General features: G+C 41.2%; 18 protein-coding genes, 12 tRNA genes, 1 rRNA gene and 1 riboswitch. Of the genes, 3 read left to right on the top strand and 28 right to left on the bottom strand.

The features are described 5' to 3' along the window. Positions 1-93: 93 nt before the first annotated feature. The 14 genes from GS400_RS01775 to GS400_RS01710 all read right to left on the bottom strand — a co-directional run bounded on the left by GS400_RS01775 (position 94) and on the right by GS400_RS01710 (position 3,915). Positions 94-1,656 (bottom strand): 16S ribosomal RNA (locus tag GS400_RS01775). Between the two features lie 100 nt (positions 1,657-1,756). Beyond that, positions 1,757-1,833 (bottom strand) — tRNA-Ile (locus tag GS400_RS01770). A gap of 10 nt (positions 1,834-1,843) precedes the next feature. Then, positions 1,844-1,917: transfer RNA gene (locus tag GS400_RS01765), tRNA-Gly, on the bottom strand. A 31-nt stretch (positions 1,918-1,948) separates the two neighbouring features. After that, positions 1,949-2,025 (bottom strand) — tRNA-Pro (locus GS400_RS01760). 8 nt (positions 2,026-2,033) lie between these two features. Beyond that, positions 2,034-2,110: transfer RNA gene (locus GS400_RS01755), tRNA-Arg, on the bottom strand. Between the two features lie 68 nt (positions 2,111-2,178). Beyond that, positions 2,179-2,265, bottom strand: a tRNA-Leu gene (locus GS400_RS01750). A 98-nt stretch (positions 2,266-2,363) separates the two neighbouring features. Next, positions 2,364-2,448 (bottom strand) — tRNA-Leu (locus GS400_RS01745). Between the two features lie 12 nt (positions 2,449-2,460). Beyond that, a tRNA-Lys gene (locus tag GS400_RS01740) sits at positions 2,461-2,536 on the bottom strand. A gap of 41 nt (positions 2,537-2,577) precedes the next feature. Continuing rightward, positions 2,578-2,652: transfer RNA gene (locus tag GS400_RS01735), tRNA-Gln, on the bottom strand. 7 nt (positions 2,653-2,659) lie between these two features. Then, a tRNA-Asp gene (locus tag GS400_RS01730) sits at positions 2,660-2,736 on the bottom strand. 5 nt (positions 2,737-2,741) lie between these two features. After that, a tRNA-Glu gene (locus GS400_RS01725) sits at positions 2,742-2,816 on the bottom strand. Between the two features lie 6 nt (positions 2,817-2,822). Beyond that, positions 2,823-2,913: transfer RNA gene (locus GS400_RS01720), tRNA-Ser, on the bottom strand. Between the two features lie 2 nt (positions 2,914-2,915). Then, positions 2,916-2,990 (bottom strand) — tRNA-Asn (locus GS400_RS01715). A gap of 478 nt (positions 2,991-3,468) precedes the next feature. After that, entirely contained in the window at positions 3,469-3,915 is a 447-nt protein-coding gene (locus GS400_RS01710; protein ID WP_160098534.1) for a SprT family protein, read from the bottom strand. Between the two features lie 186 nt (positions 3,916-4,101). On the opposite strand from GS400_RS01710, the gene cmpA reads away from it, so the two are divergent. From cmpA to GS400_RS01695, 3 genes are all read left to right on the top strand, one after another. After that, positions 4,102-4,215: a cortex morphogenetic protein CmpA gene (cmpA, locus tag GS400_RS01705; protein WP_154657357.1), complete on the top strand. Its 114-nt coding sequence runs from the start codon at positions 4,102-4,104 to the stop codon at positions 4,213-4,215. Positions 4,216-4,380: 165 nt separating this feature from the next. Further along, positions 4,381-4,496, top strand: a riboswitch (SAM riboswitch). A gap of 111 nt (positions 4,497-4,607) precedes the next feature. Then, a complete protein-coding gene (locus GS400_RS01700) occupies positions 4,608-6,269 on the top strand; it encodes an O-acetylhomoserine aminocarboxypropyltransferase/cysteine synthase family protein (protein ID WP_160098532.1) in 1,662 nt (553 codons plus the stop codon). Between the two features lie 103 nt (positions 6,270-6,372). Further along, positions 6,373-7,428: a homocysteine S-methyltransferase family protein gene (locus GS400_RS01695; RefSeq protein ID WP_160098530.1), complete on the top strand. Its 1,056-nt coding sequence runs from the start codon at positions 6,373-6,375 to the stop codon at positions 7,426-7,428. Positions 7,429-7,533: 105 nt separating this feature from the next. Here the strand turns inward: GS400_RS01695 and GS400_RS01690 are convergent, their stop codons facing one another. From GS400_RS01690 to GS400_RS01625, 14 genes are all read right to left on the bottom strand, one after another. Further along, on the bottom strand, positions 7,534-9,702 hold the full coding sequence (locus tag GS400_RS01690) for a Tex family protein (protein WP_160098528.1): 2,169 nt from the start codon (positions 9,700-9,702) through the stop codon (positions 7,534-7,536). Between the two features lie 200 nt (positions 9,703-9,902). Continuing rightward, complete coding sequence (locus GS400_RS01685; protein ID WP_160098526.1) at positions 9,903-10,499, bottom strand: SpoIIE family protein phosphatase; 597 nt, start codon at positions 10,497-10,499, stop codon at positions 9,903-9,905. Next, complete coding sequence (gene sigB, locus GS400_RS01680; protein WP_160098524.1) at positions 10,499-11,287, bottom strand: RNA polymerase sigma factor SigB; 789 nt, start codon at positions 11,285-11,287, stop codon at positions 10,499-10,501. The genes GS400_RS01685 and sigB overlap by 1 nt, the downstream gene beginning before the upstream one ends. Then, positions 11,259-11,738 carry an anti-sigma B factor RsbW gene (rsbW, locus tag GS400_RS01675; RefSeq protein ID WP_027446727.1) on the bottom strand — a complete coding sequence of 160 codons (480 nt, stop codon included), beginning with the start codon at positions 11,736-11,738 and terminating at the stop codon, positions 11,259-11,261. Before rsbW ends, sigB begins: the two co-directional genes overlap by 29 nt. Then, positions 11,738-12,073 carry an STAS domain-containing protein gene (locus GS400_RS01670; protein WP_160098522.1) on the bottom strand — a complete coding sequence of 112 codons (336 nt, stop codon included), beginning with the start codon at positions 12,071-12,073 and terminating at the stop codon, positions 11,738-11,740. The genes rsbW and GS400_RS01670 overlap by 1 nt, the downstream gene beginning before the upstream one ends. A 67-nt stretch (positions 12,074-12,140) precedes the next feature. Next, positions 12,141-13,151 carry a PP2C family protein-serine/threonine phosphatase gene (locus GS400_RS01665; RefSeq protein WP_160098520.1) on the bottom strand — a complete coding sequence of 337 codons (1,011 nt, stop codon included), beginning with the start codon at positions 13,149-13,151 and terminating at the stop codon, positions 12,141-12,143. A gap of 13 nt (positions 13,152-13,164) precedes the next feature. Then, complete coding sequence (locus GS400_RS01660) at positions 13,165-13,566, bottom strand: anti-sigma regulatory factor (protein ID WP_027446724.1); 402 nt, start codon at positions 13,564-13,566, stop codon at positions 13,165-13,167. Positions 13,567-13,569: 3 nt separating this feature from the next. Beyond that, positions 13,570-13,926, bottom strand: coding sequence for an STAS domain-containing protein (locus tag GS400_RS01655; RefSeq protein ID WP_027446723.1), 357 nt, complete (start codon positions 13,924-13,926; stop codon positions 13,570-13,572). Positions 13,927-13,931: 5 nt separating this feature from the next. Then, positions 13,932-14,801 carry an RsbT co-antagonist protein RsbRA gene (locus tag GS400_RS01650; protein ID WP_160098518.1) on the bottom strand — a complete coding sequence of 290 codons (870 nt, stop codon included), beginning with the start codon at positions 14,799-14,801 and terminating at the stop codon, positions 13,932-13,934. 260 nt (positions 14,802-15,061) lie between these two features. Then, positions 15,062-15,412 carry a type II toxin-antitoxin system PemK/MazF family toxin gene (locus GS400_RS01645; protein ID WP_027446721.1) on the bottom strand — a complete coding sequence of 117 codons (351 nt, stop codon included), beginning with the start codon at positions 15,410-15,412 and terminating at the stop codon, positions 15,062-15,064. 4 nt (positions 15,413-15,416) lie between these two features. Continuing rightward, complete coding sequence (locus tag GS400_RS01640; RefSeq protein WP_027446720.1) at positions 15,417-15,698, bottom strand: CopG family ribbon-helix-helix protein; 282 nt, start codon at positions 15,696-15,698, stop codon at positions 15,417-15,419. A gap of 168 nt (positions 15,699-15,866) precedes the next feature. After that, positions 15,867-17,033, bottom strand: a complete 1,167-nt coding sequence (gene alr, locus GS400_RS01635) for an alanine racemase (RefSeq protein WP_160098516.1) — start codon at positions 17,031-17,033, stop codon at positions 15,867-15,869. A gap of 159 nt (positions 17,034-17,192) precedes the next feature. Then, complete coding sequence (locus tag GS400_RS01630) at positions 17,193-18,212, bottom strand: LolA family protein (protein ID WP_160098514.1); 1,020 nt, start codon at positions 18,210-18,212, stop codon at positions 17,193-17,195. Positions 18,213-18,260: 48 nt separating this feature from the next. Beyond that, positions 18,261-19,769 (bottom strand): NAD(P)H-hydrate dehydratase, encoded by a 1,509-nt coding sequence (locus tag GS400_RS01625; RefSeq protein ID WP_160098512.1) that lies wholly within the window; start codon positions 19,767-19,769, stop codon positions 18,261-18,263. Positions 19,770-19,824 lie beyond the last annotated feature (55 nt).

Genomic DNA, 19,824 nt, shown 5'->3' with positions numbered 1-19,824 from the left:
CATGACTTTGAGGAATTTGATTCCTCAAAACCGAACGAAACGAAGCATGTTACGTGAACGCAGTAACACTGCGTTTTCCGTAGTTATCCTTAGAAAGGAGGTGATCCAGCCGCACCTTCCGATACGGCTACCTTGTTACGACTTCACCCCAATCATTGGCCCCACCTTCGGCGGCTGGCTCCAAAAAGGTTACCTCACCGACTTCGGGTGTTGCCAACTCTCGTGGTGTGACGGGCGGTGTGTACAAGGCCCGGGAACGTATTCACCGCAGTATGCTGACCTGCGATTACTAGCGATTCCGGCTTCATACAGGCGAGTTGCAGCCTGCAATCCGAACTGAGAATGGTTTTTTGAGATTTGCTTGACCTCGCGGTCTCGCTGCCCTCTGTACCATCCATTGTAGCACGTGTGTAGCCCAGGTCATAAGGGGCATGATGATTTGACGTCATCCCCGCCTTCCTCCGGTTTGTCACCGGCAGTCACCTTAGAGTGCCCAACTGAATGCTGGCAACTAAGATTAGGGGTTGCGCTCGTTGCGGGACTTAACCCAACATCTCACGACACGAGCTGACGACAACCATGCACCACCTGTCATTCCGTCCCCGAAGGGAACTCCCTATCTCTAGGGATAGCGGAAGATGTCAAGACCTGGTAAGGTTCTTCGCGTTGCTTCGAATTAAACCACATGCTCCACCGCTTGTGCGGGCCCCCGTCAATTCTTTTGAGTTTCAGCCTTGCGGCCGTACTCCCCAGGCGGAGTGCTTAATGCGTTAACTTCAGCACTAAGGGGCGGAAACCCCCTAACACCTAGCACTCAACGTTTACGGCGTGGACTACCAGGGTATCTAATCCTGTTTGCTACCCACGCTTTCGCGCCTCAGCGTCAGTTACAGACCAGAGAGCCGCCTTCGCCACTGGTGTTCCTCCACATATCTACGCATTTCACCGCTACACGTGGAATTCCGCTCTCCTCTTCTGTACTCAAGTTCCCCAGTTTCCAATGGCCCTCCACAGTTGAGCTGTGGGCTTTCACATCAGACTTAAGGAACCGCCTGCGCGCGCTTTACGCCCAATAATTCCGGACAACGCTTGCCACCTACGTATTACCGCGGCTGCTGGCACGTAGTTAGCCGTGGCTTTCTGGTTAGGTACCGTCAAGGTACCAGCATTTCCTCTGGTACTTGTTCTTCCCTAACAACAGAACTTTACGATCCGAAGACCTTCATCGTTCACGCGGCGTTGCTCCGTCAGACTTTCGTCCATTGCGGAAGATTCCCTACTGCTGCCTCCCGTAGGAGTCTGGGCCGTGTCTCAGTCCCAGTGTGGCCGATCACCCTCTCAGGTCGGCTACGCATCGTTGCCTTGGTAAGCCGTTACCTTACCAACTAGCTAATGCGCCGCGGGTCCATCTGAAAGTGACGGCAAAAGCCGCCTTTTACGTTGGAACCATGCGGTTCCAACGATTATTCGGTATTAGCCCCGGTTTCCCGGGGTTATCCCGATCTCTCAGGTAGGTTACCCACGTGTTACTCACCCGTCCGCCGCTCGATCCACAACAATCACCCCGAAGGGATCATGTTGTTTCACGCGCTCGACTTGCATGTATTAGGCACGCCGCCAGCGTTCGTCCTGAGCCAAGATCAAACTCTCCATAAGAGTTCGCCTTTGCATCAAAATGATGTCTGGCTTTTAAAATAAAAAGTAATTCATTGACGTAACATGTCGTTTCGTTCAGTTTTCAAGGATCAAATCTTCATGGTGGGCCTGAGTGGACTTGAACCACCGACCTCACGCTTATCAGGCGTGCGCTCTAACCAACTGAGCTACAGGCCCATAATGATAATGGAGCGGGTGATGGGAATCGAACCCACGACATCAGCTTGGAAGGCTGAGGTTTTACCACTAAACTACACCCGCATGTTTAAATGTTTTAATTGAAAGATCTCGATGGTCGGGAAGACAGGATTCGAACCTGCGACCCCATGGTCCCAAACCATGTGCTCTACCAAGCTGAGCTACTTCCCGATAATAAATGGCGCGCCCGAGAGGAGTCGAACCCCTAACCTTCTGATCCGTAGTCAGACGCTCTATCCAATTGAGCTACGGGCGCCTTTTGAAGCGACATATTTCATTGTATCACACGCTACAACTTGATGCAATACCTTTTTTATTTTTCTTTGGTGCGGTCGAGAGGACTTGAACCTCCACGGGGTAAACCCCCACTAGGCCCTCAACCTAGCGCGTCTGCCATTCCGCCACGACCGCTCAACTTGTGTTTCAGCAAATTGAGCAAAATAAAATGCCGTGTTAGTCACAGCAATGTACACAACCAGTGTAATTCATCTTTTGTAACAAAATATGAATGGTGCGGGTGGAGGGACTTGAACCCCCACGTCAAGAGACACTAGATCCTAAGTCTAGCGCGTCTGCCAATTCCGCCACACCCGCTAAGTGTGAAAGTGGTGAGCCATGGAGGATTCGAACCTCCGACCCTCTGATTAAAAGTCAGATGCTCTACCAACTGAGCTAATGGCTCACTAAAATGTAAGAATCAATGTTCTTTAAAAAAGGAAATCTTGGCTGGGCCAGCTGGATTCGAACCAGCGCATGACGGTACCAAAAACCGTTGCCTTACCGCTTGGCTATGGCCCAAAATAGATGGCGGTCCGGACGGGACTCGAACCCGCGACCTCCTGCGTGACAGGCAGGCATTCTAACCAACTGAACTACCGGACCTTCCATGGTGACCCGTACGGGATTCGAACCCGTGTTACCGCCGTGAAAGGGCGGTGTCTTAACCACTTGACCAACGGGCCATGAAATGGCGGAGAAGGAGGGATTTGAACCCTCGCGCCGCTTACGCGACCTACACCCTTAGCAGGGGCGCCTCTTCAGCCACTTGAGTACTTCTCCACTGGCTCCAACGGCAGGATTCGAACCTGCGACCGATCGGTTAACAGCCGATAGCTCTACCACTGAGCTACGTTGGAATAATATTAAAATTGCACCAATATTTTATGAGAGTTAGATGCTTACTCTCGAAGTTATTCCTTTTGTGCTCGTCACGACCCAAGATTACTCTACTAGTTGATGGGCTGTTCCTCGCAGATCCTACATTGATGGATTTACATCGATGTTTACGGATCCTCTACCACTGAGCTACGTTGGAATAATATAAAGTATTAAAAGCCTTTTCCTTGCTTGTTTAAAAGCTTTTCTTTCAATCAAGCACAGTTAATAACTTTAACATCTTTCCTCACTTAATGCAAGGATGAATTTCGTTTTTTTATTTCAATGTGCTGTTCGCTGTCGCTTGTTTAACTTGCGACGATAAATATCTTACAACAGCTTTCGTGCTGTGTCAAATGGTTTCTAATAAAAAAATCATTTGCAATTGCTATTTTGTTTTTTGTCCGTTTTTTCGACGGCTTATATAATTTAACACGGACGCAGGGTCCCGTCAATAAGTTAATGAATCTTTTTTAATTTCCCTTTACACTTCCCACAGCGATAGCGTTTAACATCAACTCTCCTTACTCTTTTATAGCTCATCGAACAAGATTCGCATTGGTACTCATGCTTTCTATCCTTAGCTTTCGAAGGGAGTGGCTTACAATGTCTTGGTGAGTCTGTTTGTCGCATTAGTTCCTTAAATTCACGATCCCGATGCTGGTATCCCTTCCCTTCCACATGTAAGTGGTAATGACATAACTCATGCTTAATGATCCCAACGAACTCCTCTTCCCCATGTTCTTCTAAATATTTAGGGTTAAGCTCAATTCGTCTATACTTCGGAATATAACGCCCTCCTGTTGTACGCAATCGAGCATTCATAGCCACTTCATCAGGGTATGGTTTACCAAACCAATGCTCCGATATTTCATTGACCCACTCTTTTAACACTGCTTGATTCATGAAATCTCCTCATTCACATCTAGGCTATTGTTTGCATATTCTAAGTTAACTTTAATTCCAAACAAATTCAATATCATCCCCGTAAAAGATCACCTTATCATAATGAAGATCACAAAGAACTGGTGATATAAGGTCATTGTCTAACGATTTCTTCTTTGACTATAAGATAGAAAGGCGGTTAATCCAATGCCTAGTTGGTTAAAAAATCAACTCATGAGAGCTTATTTAAATAAAGATTTATATCAAATCCGAATCTTAAACCAGTGTTGGTACTTCTATAGGAAGAAACACTGTTCTTAATATACTCTTTCTTCCTATTATATAAAAACCAGGCAACCTATTTCATTACTCGTAGATATCTGTGATTACTTTCTCATAAAACTAAATTTTCTAAATATTTGTTGACTCTAATTAATTAACGCTTTATAATGCTAAACAAGCTTTTAAAAACACATATTCATTACATTCTTATCAAGAGTGGCTGAGGGATTAGGCCCTGCGACGCCCGGCAACCATTCAAACGAAACTGTTTGAATAAGGTGCCAATTCCTACAGGTCTTTAATGATCTGAGAGATAAGGAGAGGACTATACTCATACATTTAATGAACCCTCTTCTTATGAAGAGGGTTTTTCTATGTCTATTATTCCTGATCCTCTTCTCACTAACTCGAATTTTCTTAGGAGGTTTCGTATGACAACTCAACAATATAACCATGAAACATTAAGTCTACATGGCGGCCAAACCTCAGATCCTACGACCGGGGCGCTAGCTGTTCCTATTTATCAAACAACATCTTATGCTTTTGAAAACACCCAACATGCTCAAGACGTATTTGCTTTAGAACAACCTGGAAATACGTACTCGCGAACAGGCAATCCAACTGTGGCTGCATTCGAGCAACGTGTTTCACTTTTAGAAGATGGAGCTGCCGCAGTAGCTACCTCATCAGGAATGTCTGCTATATTGTTAGCGATTTTAAACGTGGCAGAGGCCGGTGACGAAATTATAACGTCGAATGATTTATACGGTGGCACTTACAATCTTTTCAGACACACATTACCTAAGTACGGCATTTCAGTTAAATTCGTCGATACTAATCAGGCTAGTGAGTTACGTGAAGCTATCACCCCTAATACGAAGGCAGTCTTTAGTGAGATAATTGGTAATCCAAGCTTACAGGTCCTCGACATTGAACTTGTTGCTGATATTGCACATGAATTTCAAGTACCACTTATCGTCGATAACACATTTGCAAGTCCTATTGTTTGCCAGCCTCTTCGTTGGGGAGCAGATATCGTAATTCACTCAGCAACTAAATGGATCGGGGGACACGGCACTACGATTGGAGGAATAGTCGTAGATGGTGGACGTTTTAATTGGGACAACTCCAAGTTCCCTTCATTTACCACCATAGATGAAACGTACAAATTGCGTTTCGCAGATCTCGGACCTGTAGCGTACGCAACAAGGTTACGAACAAGACTGTTAAGTGACCTGGGCGCTTGTTTAAGTCCACATAGTGCCTTTTTATTTTTACAAGGCTTAGAAACATTGCCTATTCGAATAAAAAAGCATAGTGAAAACGCTGAATCCATTGCACGTTATTTGAATGAACACCCTCAGGTTGATTGGGTTCGATACACTGGGTTGGAAGATCACGCTACACACCATTTAGCCCAAAAGTACTTCAAAGAAGGATTTGGTTCCATTATAGTTTTTGGACTAAAAGGTGGACGGGAAGAAGGGAAACAACTGATTGACCATGTTTCTCTATGGTCACACGTTGCAAATGTAGGAGATGCAAAATCTCTCATCATACACCCTGCTACTACAACGCACCAACAGTTAAGTGCTGAAGACTTACAAAAAGCAGGAGTTTCAGAACAATTAATTCGCCTATCGGTTGGACTAGAAGACAGCGATGACCTTATTTCTGATTTAGACCAAGCCATCGCCCAAGCTACCGGAACACCGAGCCAGGATCATTCACAGAATGAAACACAAGCACTTGCATCTTCTATTCATAGATCTAGTGACGGAAGTATTCGACGCAAAACAATCGCAACGATCGATACTCCTCAAAATTCATTGCCTGATCTTACAAAATTAAAACGATTAGGGTTTGAAGTTATACAAGCAACTAGCTTAAATGATCCAAAGCCAATCGATATATTATACGCTTTTAGCGAGAATGAGTTAGAACAATATTCGACAACCGTTGAAACACTACAGCCGACAAAAATCTATCTTTACACAGAAGGACAAGGTTCTAGTAACGTAGGATTAAAAACGAAGACGAATGTTATAGGTGACCTTTATCAGGAAGCAGTACGTCTCCGAAAAGAAGTCTAAATTTACAAATCATGAAGAAGGAATCGTTCCCACCATGTGGTTGACCCTTAAACGGTAGAAAGATAGTAGACATTTATCAACTCATAAAAAAGGAGAGAAAAACATGACAAAGAAAAGAAGTTTACAAGAACGCCTACAAGATGGACCCGTAGTTTGTGGAGAAGGATATTTATTTGAATTAGAGCGCAGAGGTTACTTACAAGCTGGTACGTTTGTTCCTGAGGTAGCACTTGAAAATCCAGAAGCCTTAAAGCAAGCCTATAGAGATTTTATGAATGCTGGTTCTGATGTTGTATTAGCTTTCACCTACAATGCTCACCGTGAAAAAATGCGAATTATTGAAAAAGAACACTTATTAGAACCTTTAAATCGTAACGCCATTCGTTTAGCGAAAGAAGTTGCTAAGGAACATCCAGAAGAAGAGGCACTAGTTGCAGGGAACATCTCCAACACAAACATTTTTGACCCAGAAGATCCTGCTTCAAAAGAGACGGTAAGGACGATGTTTGCTGAAATGGTGAAATGGTGTAAAGAAGAAGAAGTAGATTTTGTAAATGGGGAAACCTTCTATTATTATGAAGAAGCTAAAATAGCTTTAGAGGAAATTCAAAAACAAGACCTTCCAGCAGTAATCACATTAGGATTGATGGGAGAAAATATTTTAAGAGATGGATACCAAGTTGAAGAGGCTTGTCAGCTATTACAAGAACACGGTGCACTGGTTGTTGGAATGAATTGTTTCCGAGGACCACAGACCATGCAGCCTTTTGTTGAGAAAATCCGCGAGGCATGCGATGGATATGTAGCTGCTCTACCTGTACCATATCGAACAACCGAGGAACACCCAACCTTTTTCAATTTGCCTGATGGAGGATGCTCTTGCCATTTACCAACAGAAACAACATTCCCTACATCATTAGACCCGCTCTACTGTAATCGTTATGAGATTGCTAGCTGGGCTAAGGAAGCAAAAGATGTTGGCGTCAATTATTTCGGTCTATGTTGCGGTGCATCACCTGCGATGCTAAGAGAAGTAGCTGAAGCCGTAGGAGAAGAAGCACCTAACTCTAAATACTCTCCTGACATGCAGAAACATTTCCTTTTCGGAGATGATGAAGCATTAAAGCAACACAACCTTGAATATCGCACCAAAGCATAAAAAGATTATTTTTCTATAACTAAAAAAGCCGTTTGATTGGTATTTCAACTATTACCATCAAACGGCTTCTTCATATTTAAGACCTCTTATGATCTGTTCCTAAAGTTATTCAGATGGATTTAACATGGATAAAGCAATACGTTCTTTATTCATGTCTACCTCTTCTACCCATACCGTAACGATGTCACCAACAGCGACCACGTCAAGGGGATGCTTAACAAATCGCTTGGCTAGTTTAGAAATATGCACAAGACCATCTTGTTTAACACCAATGTCTACAAACACACCAAAATCAACAACATTTCGCACTGTACCCTGAAGCTCCATCCCTTGTCTAAGGTCTTCCATGGATAGTACGTCTTGTTTTAGTAAAGGTTTTGGTAAGTCATCACGAGGATCTCGTCCAGGTTGAGCAAGTGCATTCATGATGTCTTGTAACGTCGGGAGTCCTACCTCCAATTGCTCAGCTACTGCCGATTTATCGAAGTTAGATAAGCGCTGGGATAATTGTTCAGATCCAATATCTTCAGAAGTACAATCAGCCATATCCAATAAGCTCTTAGCTACATCATAGCTTTCTGGGTGAATTGGCGTTCGATCTAAAGGCTGTTTCCCGTCTTGAATGCGTAGAAATCCAATACTTTGTTCATATGTTTTAGCTCCTAAACGAGGGATCTTTTTTAATTGCTTGCGATCCGTGAACTTTCCATTCTCTTCACGTGTTTTCACAATATTATTCGCAACAGTCTTGCTGAGACCTGAAACATATTGTAGTAATGAAGGAGATGCTGTGTTGGCATTTACGCCTACTTGGTTTACTACCGTTTCAACAACAAACGTTAATGATTCATTCAGCTTTTTCTGACTCACATCGTGTTGATATTGACCGACCCCAATGGATTTCGGATCAATCTTCACGAGCTCAGCTAATGGATCTTGCACACGTCTAGCAATGGATACCGCACTTCTTTCTTCTACTTGCAAGTCAGGAAACTCTTCTCGAGCTAGTGGTGATGCAGAGTACACACTCGCACCTGCCTCATTTACAATCATATACGCAATATCTAACTGATGATTTTTAATCATATCAGCGATAAACTGTTCCGTCTCACGAGAAGCTGTTCCATTACCAATTGCAACAAGTTCAATAGGAAACTGCTTAGTAAGCTCTAGAATGACTTTCTCAGCGCCCTTTTTATCATTCTTAGGAGGTGTAGGATAAACAACTTTAATAGCTTGAACCTTACCCGTTTCATCGATAACAGAAAGTTTACATCCTGTACGATATGCAGGGTCTACCCCTAACACTACTTTTCCTTTCAGAGGTGGCTGCAATAATAAGTTTCTGAGATTCTTGGAAAATACATCAATCGCTTGGTCTTCAGCAGTTTCAGATAAGGAATTTCGAATTTCACGTTCAATAGAAGGTTGAATTAATCGCTTGTAACTATCCTCAATTGCCCCCACCAAGATGCTCGATGTTGGATGGGATGGTTTAGAAATTACATTTTTCTTTAAGTAATCCATCACGACCTCAACTGGTGGTTCAATAGACACTTTAAGTACCTCTTCTTTTTCACCACGGTTTAAGGCAAGTACCCGGTGGGAAGCGATGGAACGAACCGCTTCGGAATAATCATAATACATTTCAAAAATAGCTTTCTCATCTTTTTCTTGATCTTTCTCTTTAGCTTTAGATTGAATGCTACCTTTTTGCATGGTTTGCTTTCGAATATCTTCTCGATAAGCAGGATCATCAGAAATCCACTCAGCTATAATATCTGTAACACCAGCCCAAACCTCTTCAACGTTATGTAATTCATGTTCCTCTGATATATATTGTTCTGCTTCAGGCTGGAGAGTAAAGTCTTCCTGATTCCAGACTTTAAGCGCCAAAGGCTCTAGACCTTTTTCTTTTGCTTTTGCCGCTCTTGTTCTTCGCTTTTGCTTGTATGGACGATAAAGATCCTCGACCTTCTGAAGTTTTTCAGCTTTTAATATGTTTTGTCTTAGGTCATCTGTTAGTTTTCCTTGTTCTTCAATAAGACGGATAACCTCATCCTTACGCTTAGATAGGTTCTGTCCGTACTCCCATTTTTCTTGGATCGTATTGATTTGTACTTCATCTAATCCGCCAGTTTGTTCTTTTCGGTAACGGGCTATGAACGGTACTGTGTTTCCTTCCTCTAATAACGAAATAACTTTATCGATAAGCGAGGACTTAATTTCCGTTTCCTTTGCTACCCATTGAACAATTTGCGTTTCATCAGTCATAGTGTTCCTCCTTGATCTGCATCATGTCCTCATTTTATCAAAAGGACTACAAAAATCCTACTTTCGATAGAAAAGCGCAAGCGCCCGTTTAGCAACGAGGGAAGTCCATTCGTTGCTGGGCGCTGGAGCTAGACATCTATCGCAAATTTACTTTTAAAATAAATTAGACCCTGATCCTTTTATTTAAAAGAACCAAGGTCTTATCCGTATCGCATAGCTATAAATGTCGTGTCATCATCAATTGCTTCTTCTTGTTGCATTTTAAAATCTTCCATTATCTGATTTAGGTTTGGTGATACGAATGTTTTTGAGGATAACGTTCGTTCATTTACTCCATCTGAAAACATAAAGAATAGCATACCGTGGGATAATGCATCTCGAGTCACCCTATAAGGTCTATGATAACCCGTTAAATAACCAGCAGAGGGGATGTTTCGTTTACGCTTACCTTTAGGAGGGATTACAATAATACCGATATTACCAATAGAAGTGAAAGAATACCATTCTTCTTGAAAATTAATTCTTAAAAGACCTAATACTGCTCCTCGTTTATTGGATAATATATTGTTACATTCTTTTATTATCTTTTCAATCGGCTCATCAACGTGTTCTTCGATAACATCCATGACGGCCTGTGAGGATTCTTTGGCATATTCACCGCTACCTAAACCATCCGCAAGTGCGCAGACAAATTCCTTGTCCGTTTCCTTGTAAAAGTAGCTGTCACCACAATAATAGTTCCCTTTTTTAGGCTTTTGGTAGACTGAGACCTCTACCTTATTCCCCTCACTTTCCACTAGTAAGCCTCCGCTTGGTCCGATTGTAAGGCTTCTCGCAACTTACGAAGAGCTCGGCGCTGTAATCTAGAAACATGCATTTGTGATATGCCTAAATGTTCCCCAGTATCCTTTTGACTCATATTATCAAAATAAGTACATTTAAGGATTTCCTGCTCTCTTTCTGAAAGGATTGGTAATACTTTCTCCAATAGCATTTGCTGGTCAATTTGGTCATAGCCTTTTTCTGAATTCCCAATTAAATCTAGGATTGTGACAGTACTTCCATCCGAATCAGCCTCGATTTTACGATCAACAGACAATGCTTTATAGCTTTTGCCCATTTCCATCGTTTCTAAGACATCTTCTTCAGATACATTAAGATAATCAGCAATCTCTTGAACGGATGGGGACCGTTGCATATCCACTGTTAATTCTTCGGCAGCTTTCTTGATTTTAGGACCTAGTTCTTTAATGCGTCGAGGCACATGTACACTCCATGTTTTATCTCGTATAAATCGTTTGATTTCACCGATTATGGTCGGAATAGCGAACGACTCAAATGATTTTCCGTAAGAAGGATCATAACGTCTAATCGCAGCTAAAAGTCCAAGCATCCCAACCTGTACTAGATCTTCATGGATTGAACTGTTTTTGGAATACTTTTTTGCAATGGATTGAACGAGATCCTCGTACTGATGAACGATCTTCTCTTGAACGACCTCATCATCAGGAGTTTCTTGAAGATGTTTGATCCATTCGTAAACCTCACCCTCACGGTTATTGTGTGGTTGAGATTTGGTCGCCATTGAGCCCCACCTCATTTTCATGGAGGTATTTCGTCATTAGAACGATCACACCATATTTATTATTAATTTCGACTTTGTCCATCAGGGCATCGATTAAGAAGAGTCCAAAGCCACCTTCACGCAAGTCTTCCACAGAGTCTTCTTCTTGATAAGGTCCAATATCTTCTTTTACTTTCTTCAGATCAAAGCTACCACCGTGGTCGGCTACCATTACTTCAATACGGTTTTCATAAACACCGAAACCAATTGTAATCTCACCTTCACCCGTTTCATTATAAGCATGCTTAACTGCGTTCGTTATCGCTTCAGAAATGGCAACTTTCAGATCTTCAATATCGTCATACGCAAAGCCCATACGATTAGCAATTCCAGAGGTACTAAGGCGAACGACACCAACGTATTCTGGTTTTGCCGGTACCTTTACCTCTATAAAATCAAATGTTTCTGACATTACATTCCACCCCGAACTGTAGAATCAGTTTCAATCGCAATGATTTCTGTTAATCCTGTGATTTTGAATAATCGATAAACTCGATCTTGAAGGTTCACTAACTTCAGTGTATTGTTATATTCTTTTGTAGACTTAAGAGCACTAATAAATACTCCTAAACCTGTACTGTCCATATAAGAGATTTGTTGTAAATCAACAATGACCGTTACTTCACTTTCCTGCGTTAGAGGAAGTAGGGTCTCTTTTAATTTTGGTGCTGTATAAGCATCAATTTCGCCAGATAATGAAACAATTTTCTCTGCTCCATTATGTTCAACATCGATCGTTAAATTCATGAAAACACTCCTCCTGCTCATCTAATTTAAGTCTTACCATAATGAAAATACCCTATCTATTTAGTTATTAAACCTCTCGACGTAAAATAACCAAGGTAAAATCATCACGAAGTTGAAAATCCTGCAACCGTTCAAAGTGTGTATAAACTTGATCGGTGATCTCCTGAGCAGGTAAATGCTTATATTGTCTAATCACATCTGCAATTTCCTCACGTTCAATAAAGTCATCACCAGATCGACATTCTGTCACACCATCTGTAAGCAATACGATCATATCGCCTGGATCCACTTGTTGTTCAAACTGTTTGTAAGTCGTTTCTCGATCTACACCAAGCACTAAGCCCTCAGCTTCGATATCTTTAAAGGAATCCTCTTTAGCTGAATAATAAAAACCTGGCTCATGACCTGCTGAAGAATAGAAGAAACGATTGTCTTTTGTGTCATAAAGACCATAAAACATTGTAATGAACATGCTTGGATCCACGTTTCTTTCGACAACTCGATTCATACCTTCTAAGATGATGCTTGGTTCCATACGTTTTTCAGGGAAACTATCCATTGAGTACTTGATCATCGACATACAAAGAGCCGCAGGTACACCTTTACCAATCACATCAGCTATCGCAATGCCTAATGACCCCTCTTGGTCTTCTACAAAGTGGTAATAGTCCCCGTTCATTTGTTTGGCAGGATGACTCGTAGCCCCAATATCTAATTGGTTATATTCAGGTTTAACGGTCGAAAGAAGGGTTTGTTGCATCTTTGCTGCAACAGATAATTCCGATTGAAGTTCTAGCTGTTTCTCTCGTAAAGCTTGATATTCCTGATAAGCCAACCCATAAGAAATCATCGTCTCCAACAGGAAGTTCATGGAATTTCGTATATCATCTGGTACATCCGGATACAATTCCATTAAAGCTTGAAAATGAACATTAATGATTTCATCTGGTGAAATATTTTGTTGTATGGAATGCTTACTGAATTGTTCAGCATTATACAATGCTTGTTCATTTTGCGTTTCAATATACTGTTTCAATAAGTCCTTATAAGTTTGTAAGTCAAGCTTTAAGGTACTCATAAGACTTCCTCCTTTAACGGAGCCATTTCACAACTTTAATTTCGGTCCCTTCCCCCTGCCTTGATATTACATCAAATTCGTCCATAAGACGTTTAACTCCTGGAAGACCGGCTCCTAATCCACCCGAAGTAGAGAATCCATCCTCCATAACTTGACTAACATCTTGAATACCAGGTCCTTCATCAATCGCTACAATTCGAAGACCTTTTTCATTTAGTTCATCAATGGCATCGAAGCATACTTTACCACTACCGGCATACAAATAGATGTTTCTTGCAAGTTCTGAGATAGCTGTAGCAATTCTAGCTTGGTCTACATTACCAAAGCCAACCTTCTTGGCTATGTCCCTGCCAAGTTGCCTTGCACCTACAATGTCCCATTCCTTTTTAATATTTACGCAGGATTGAAAGTCCATGTCCTACTCCTCCAATTCCTGTCGAAGCTTAATCAACCCTTGTTCTAAGTCTAGTGCAGTTGGGACTTCCTGCAAGTGGATTCCCAGGTCAATTAATGTCATTGCAACAGCCGGCTGTATGCCTGTTAGAACTACTTTTGCACCCATTAAATCTGACATGGATACAACATCTCCTAAAACTTTAGCAATAAATGAGTCAATAATATCTACAGATGTTAGATCGATCACCACTCCTGTAGCACCGCTCTCATGAATCTTATTTAATAAGTCTTCCTGGAACTGAATAGCGGTTTGATCGTCTAAGTCAATTTGAATGGATATTAATAGGTAGTTATGAAGTTTTAAAATTGGTATCCTCATTTGCTTCACTCCCTATCCAAAGAGTCTACAAGCTCTTCTATATCTTTATTTGTGTTTTCAATTCCGACAATTTTTCGATTGGTTAGTTCAAGTGCAGATTCGAACCCTTTTTTCAGTGAACTCTTTGTAGGGAACTTACTCAAATCAATCCCTAGGTTCACAATCGTTTGGGCAATTTCAGGTCTAATACCGACAAGAATACAAGTAGAGCCAATGAGGCGAACGGCTTCAGCTGCTTGTATAATATGATGAGCAACCATCGTATCTACCACCGGAACACCTGTAATATCAATTAAAACAACTTCAGCGTGGTGTTTGATCACACCATCAAGAAGATTTTCCATAATTAGTTTTGCGCGTTCAGTATCAATGGTTCCTATAAGCGGCATCACCGTGATATTTTCCATGACAGGAATCAGAGGAGCTGATAATTCTTGGAGGGCCACCTTTTGGAGGGAAACAATATTTTCCCAACTACCAGAATATTCGTTTACAAGTTGATTAATAATGGGGTCGACCCATTCGTCAACTTTTGATAACACTGTGGAGAAATACGTTGTATCAACTTTGTTAGACTGACTTAAGATATAATTGATCGTCACTCTCCGAAATGCTTGCATACCATCCGTTAAGTAACTCAAAGGCCAACCTAAGTTTATCAAACGTTCAGCAAATCCTTCTATGTCATTCGTTAGCCCTTGCTTTTCAAGACTTGAGAAAATGACATTTACAAACTCACGGTTTGTACTTTCAAATAACTCGTCGGAAATAGTTGATGTGTAGTCATGTTTCCTATTCCTCTCTATTTCCTCTAACCACATTTTCACGATTTCATTACTATTGTTAAGCACGATTTCCTTCAAGTTCGCTTCCATATCGAACCCCCCTGTTACTTATCACGAAACAACGTTCGAATTACGTCCATTGTCACACTTTTGTACAAGCTAAGCAAACATATAATCTGCTAACTTAAAAATTATTTTCGAAAAGTGTTGTTTCACTAACTCTAACACCAAACGACATTTTCTGCTACTCTCAATATTCTCCTGCTTCAATACACTTTTTACCAACAATTTCACTTTATAAAAATGAGCATGTAAAAAAATAAAGCTACCTTTAAAGGTAGCTTTTTTAGTTAGAAATCAATAAGACCTAAACTAATTTGCAATGCTTCATCAACTTTAGTCATCATTGAGTCATCCAAATTTGTGATCTTATCTGTTAGTCGTTGTTTATCAATTGTTCGTATTTGCTCTAATAGAATAACTGAGTCTCGTTCAAAGCCGTAACGCTCGGCATCAATTTCAACGTGTGTAGGTAGTTTGGCTTTTTGTATTTGCGCAGTAATGGCTGCCACAATAACTGTGGGACTGAATCGGTTACCGATATCGTTTTGAAGGATTAAAACTGGGCGTACGCCTCCTTGCTCGGAACCAACGACCGGTGAAAGGTCCGCAAAGTACACGTCGCCTCTTTTAACGATCAAAGGATTACACCCCGCTCACAAGACGTTCACAGGTAGTTTCTGCCTCCTCTTCAGCTTGGAAAGCTTCTGAAGCAATGTTTAGATTAATTTTCGCCATTTCCATGTACCCTTCACGCATGGATTCACGAATGTGACGCTTTTTGCGTTCACGCAAATACATTTTTGTTGCCTGGTAAATAAAGTCGTTCCGATCCACGTTATCCTCCTCAACCATGCCATCTAATTCATTTAATAAATTTTGTGGCAATTTGATTTTGATCTCCTGTGAATTTTCGGACACAAACATGCACCTCCACCATCGACTATACACCTAAATATCGATCGAATTCTTCTTCAATAATACCATTCAAAATAAGTCATTGCAAAGGTTCTTCCAAGATTTTATACCAATTTTCGTTTTATTATTCCAAAATTAGGGGATTCGTATAATAAACTCTGCAATATTTCTACAAAATCAGTCCTCAACCGACAAGGAATTATCCACTTCAATAATATTTTTATCTTTCACATAAATACGTGGAACGCGATAACTGATCATGCATGGAATTTCGTAGTTAATGGTATCAAGGTAATGAGCTATCTCATCCATTGTGATCTCTTGATCCATTTGCTTCCCTATTAAAGTTACTTTGGTACCAACGGGATAAGGTTGATCTAAGCGAACCATAAATTGGTCCATACATATCCGACCCACAATAGGCATACGCTTCCCATCTACAAGAACTTCCATACCTTGCAACTTTCGTATCCAACCATCAGCATAACCTAGAGGAATGGTTCCAATCCATTCTTCAGAAGACGTCGTATAGGTTGCACCGTAACTTATCGACTCTCCTTTGGGTAATTTCTTCACATGAATGAGTTTACTGTGTAAAGAGAATGCAGGCTGAAGAGGAATTGGCTTTAGGTCTTTCACATCTGTTGAAGGATACAACCCATACATACTTATGCCAAAACGGACAACGTGATGCATTTTTTCTGGTAACCTCATACTTGCAGCACTATTCCCTGTATGAATTTCAACATCCTTTTCCCAGTGACGATTGAATTCTTCGAGTAATATCTCAAAACGTTCTTGCTGTTTATGAAAATAAGATAAGTCCACCTCATCTGCTTTTGCAAAATGAGTAAATATCCCATCTATTTGAATCTTCTCATCCTGACATGACAGGAGCAGCTCATGTAATTCTTCTTTGGTACGTAACCCTATTCTTCCCATGCCTGTATCCCATTTTAAATGTAGGGAAAGCGCACCTTCATAGGGTTGATTTTTTACAGCTTGAACCCACTCTGTTTGAAAAGCGGTTAATGTTATGTTGTATTTCACAGCTACTGGAGCATCTTCCGGACGTACCCAACCCATGACAAGAATTGGTACTTGTACTCCCGCTTCACGTAGAATCAAGGCTTCATCCAACAAGGAGACCGCGAGACCATATGCACCTGCTTCCAAAGCGGCTTGGGCAACTTGCACATCCCCATGACCATAAGCATTAGCCTTAACCACTGCATAAACACCTGTTTTATCATCTAAAGTCTTTTGTAATTGTTTGATATTTTCTTTTATAGCATCTAATCGAATTTCTACCCAAGAATCCCTGTAAAACGTTTCAATAGACAACAAAGGTCCCCTCTCACATGCTTTTTATAGTTCTCATTATTGACTGTGTCGGAAAGCATGTCAAATGACGATTTGTCTATATTAGAGATTTTAGATCACAAAAAATAAAAGCAGACTCAATAAGAATTTGTGCTGAGTCTGCTGCATGATATCAGGCTACTATTTGACTGCGGTACCTTGAACCGATTGTGCAATATGGATCATCTCTTCTTTAGTTAACTGGTCACTTGCTAAATAAAAATTCATTCCGTTATGGGACCACTCTAGCGTGGAATTTGACCAAGCTCCCATTGTATAACCAAGGTTTACTGGCTCACCAGAAACCTCAACTGGAACTGTTGCACTTGCTGGTACCGCACTTAGCGATTCTTGAATAAGTGTATAAGACTTGTCACCTTTGAAGGTCATTATTACTCGTTTACCGTTTTCTAGATCTACTTCCTTCTTAGCTTCAAGCTCTGCATTGCCAATAGATGACTGAGGATATAGAACAGTGAACGGCTTAGGCTGGTCCTCTTGTGCCATCACAGGAACTCCTAAAACGCCACTGGACATGTTCTTCTCAGTAGTAAATGCATCATCACTAAATTGAGGATTTAATTCAAATGATGAAAAATTCACCTCAACTAAAGGATTTCGTTCTTGGTCCATCACTTTCACCATTACAGGTGTAAGATCTTTTTTACTAAAGTAGATTTCTTGAGTCGGTAGGTTTTTACTATTTTGATAGTTTGTTTTTGTTTCAAAGACATAATAATCTTCTTCAGAAGTGAACTTAGCATCTTTATCTTTCTTAACGTCCATCACAAGTGAACCATACAAGTATGGTTGGCTACTATTACGCGGCCATTCACTTTGGAACTTAAAGCTCTTGTTTAAAGCAGGGGTTAAAACAAATACTCCTTCCTCATTTCGTAAGATGATTTGGCTTTCTTGTTTTTCTTGAGCGTTGTTTAGTAGAACGCGATAGTAATCCTTCTTCTTGTGCCAAACATCAATGTTGTACTTTTGAGGATCTTGCCCTGTTTTTAAGGTCATTGTAGCTTTTGCTTTATACCCATTCATCTGCTCAAGTTTCTTTTCAAGAGCACTAACCACATCTTCCTTAGATTTCTCTCCACAGGCTGATAAAACAAGGACCAATGATGCTAGGATCCAAAGCCATGCTAATTTTTTCATGATCACAACTCCTTTGTCTCATTTCAAAGGACAAAGGGAACATTCCACCTATAAAGATAATGTACGATACGTTTGCGCTAGACCTTCTATAACATCATTAGCGAGAAGGTCATATTGCGAGTGAATGTCAGCTGTTAAAAGTTCAGCCGTGTATCCATGAATCCATGTGCCGTTACAAAGCGCTTCAACAATCGATTGATCTTGCATGATATGAGCAAGCAAGATACCAGAGAGAGCATCTCCACTTCCGCCTTTAGCTAACCCTGAGTTCCCTGTATCGGTTACCCATTGCGCACCTTCAGGAGTTGTAATGATGGTAAAAGCTCCTTTAAACACGATGAAAACATGATGCTTTTCCGCAAAGCTTTTCGTATATTCGAAAGGCTTGGAAAGGAGTTCAGGTATAGAAACACCTAATAAGTGAGCCATCTCTCCTGGGTGTGGCGTTAAGATGCTAGGGCTCTCTCGTTCATCCAACATTGAAGCGTCCTTTTGTAGGGCATATAAACCATCCGCATCAATCACTACCGGACAAGACGCTTTTTGTAAAACGGTTTGAAGAACCTGAACGGTTTCTTCTTGTCTTCCCATTCCCATCCCAATCGCAATCCCATCATAGGAATAGTCCAATCCTTTCACATCCAAGATATACCCATTTAAGTCTTTGAGGGATATATACGTAGCTTCCAAGACAGAAGAAGCCAGTGCTTGGATCACACTTGGTACAGTGGCTAAAGTTAGTAGCCCTGCCCCACCTTTTAATGCTGCTCGAGACGTAAGACCAACAGACCCTGGCATAGTTGAAGCCCCACCAATTACGAGCCCTTTCCCATGTTTTCCTTTATGAGAAAATAAGTGACGTGTCGGAAATGTTGATTGGACTTGCGCTTTTCCCCAGTAGGATCGCTTATGCTGTGATGGTGCAGGCAACCCGATATCCACGGCTATCCACTCCCCATAGAAAGGAGCGGTATGTTGAAGATAGGCGGAAAGCTTCGGATATTGAATAACCACAGTACGATCGGCTTTAACAGCTTGATTCACTTTCACCCCTTCATCAGCAGGAACACCACTTGGAAGATCAACAGAAATCGTATAGGCTTGCGATGCGTTTACGGTCTGAATCGCTTCTCGATAAGGAGAGCGAATCTCCCCTTTCACACCGATCCCTAACATTGCATCAACAATTATAGAACTCTGTTCACAAAGTCTTTCTAAGGATTCTTGTCCATCATATTGAACGACAGAATAACCCATGTTCAGAAAAAGCTTCCGGTGATAGGCTGCATCCCCTTCAATTTTTGAAGAAGGAACCATTTGGATTGCTGTGACATCATACCCTCTTTGCATAAGGGTTCTTGCCAGAACAAATCCATCACCACCATTATTCCCTTTACCAATTAAAACGAGAACCCTATCTGATGAAGAAAGCTCAGATTCAATCTGATCGGTAACAGCCCGTCCGGCATTTTCCATTAACAAACGTCCGTCTAGCCCAATTTCATCCATGGCATAACGGTCTAAATCGTACATTTCTTTTGCGGTGACAATATACACCTTGTTCCCTCCTACCCGCACTAAAATATATGAGACAAACTTTGTGATTATGCAG

This window comes from Pontibacillus sp. HMF3514 (genome assembly GCF_009858175.1).
In the GTDB taxonomy this organism is placed as follows: domain Bacteria; phylum Bacillota; class Bacilli; order Bacillales; family BH030062; genus Pontibacillus.
Note: the sequence above shows the minus strand (reverse complement) of the source record. Positions and strands in the feature narration are given on the sequence as shown.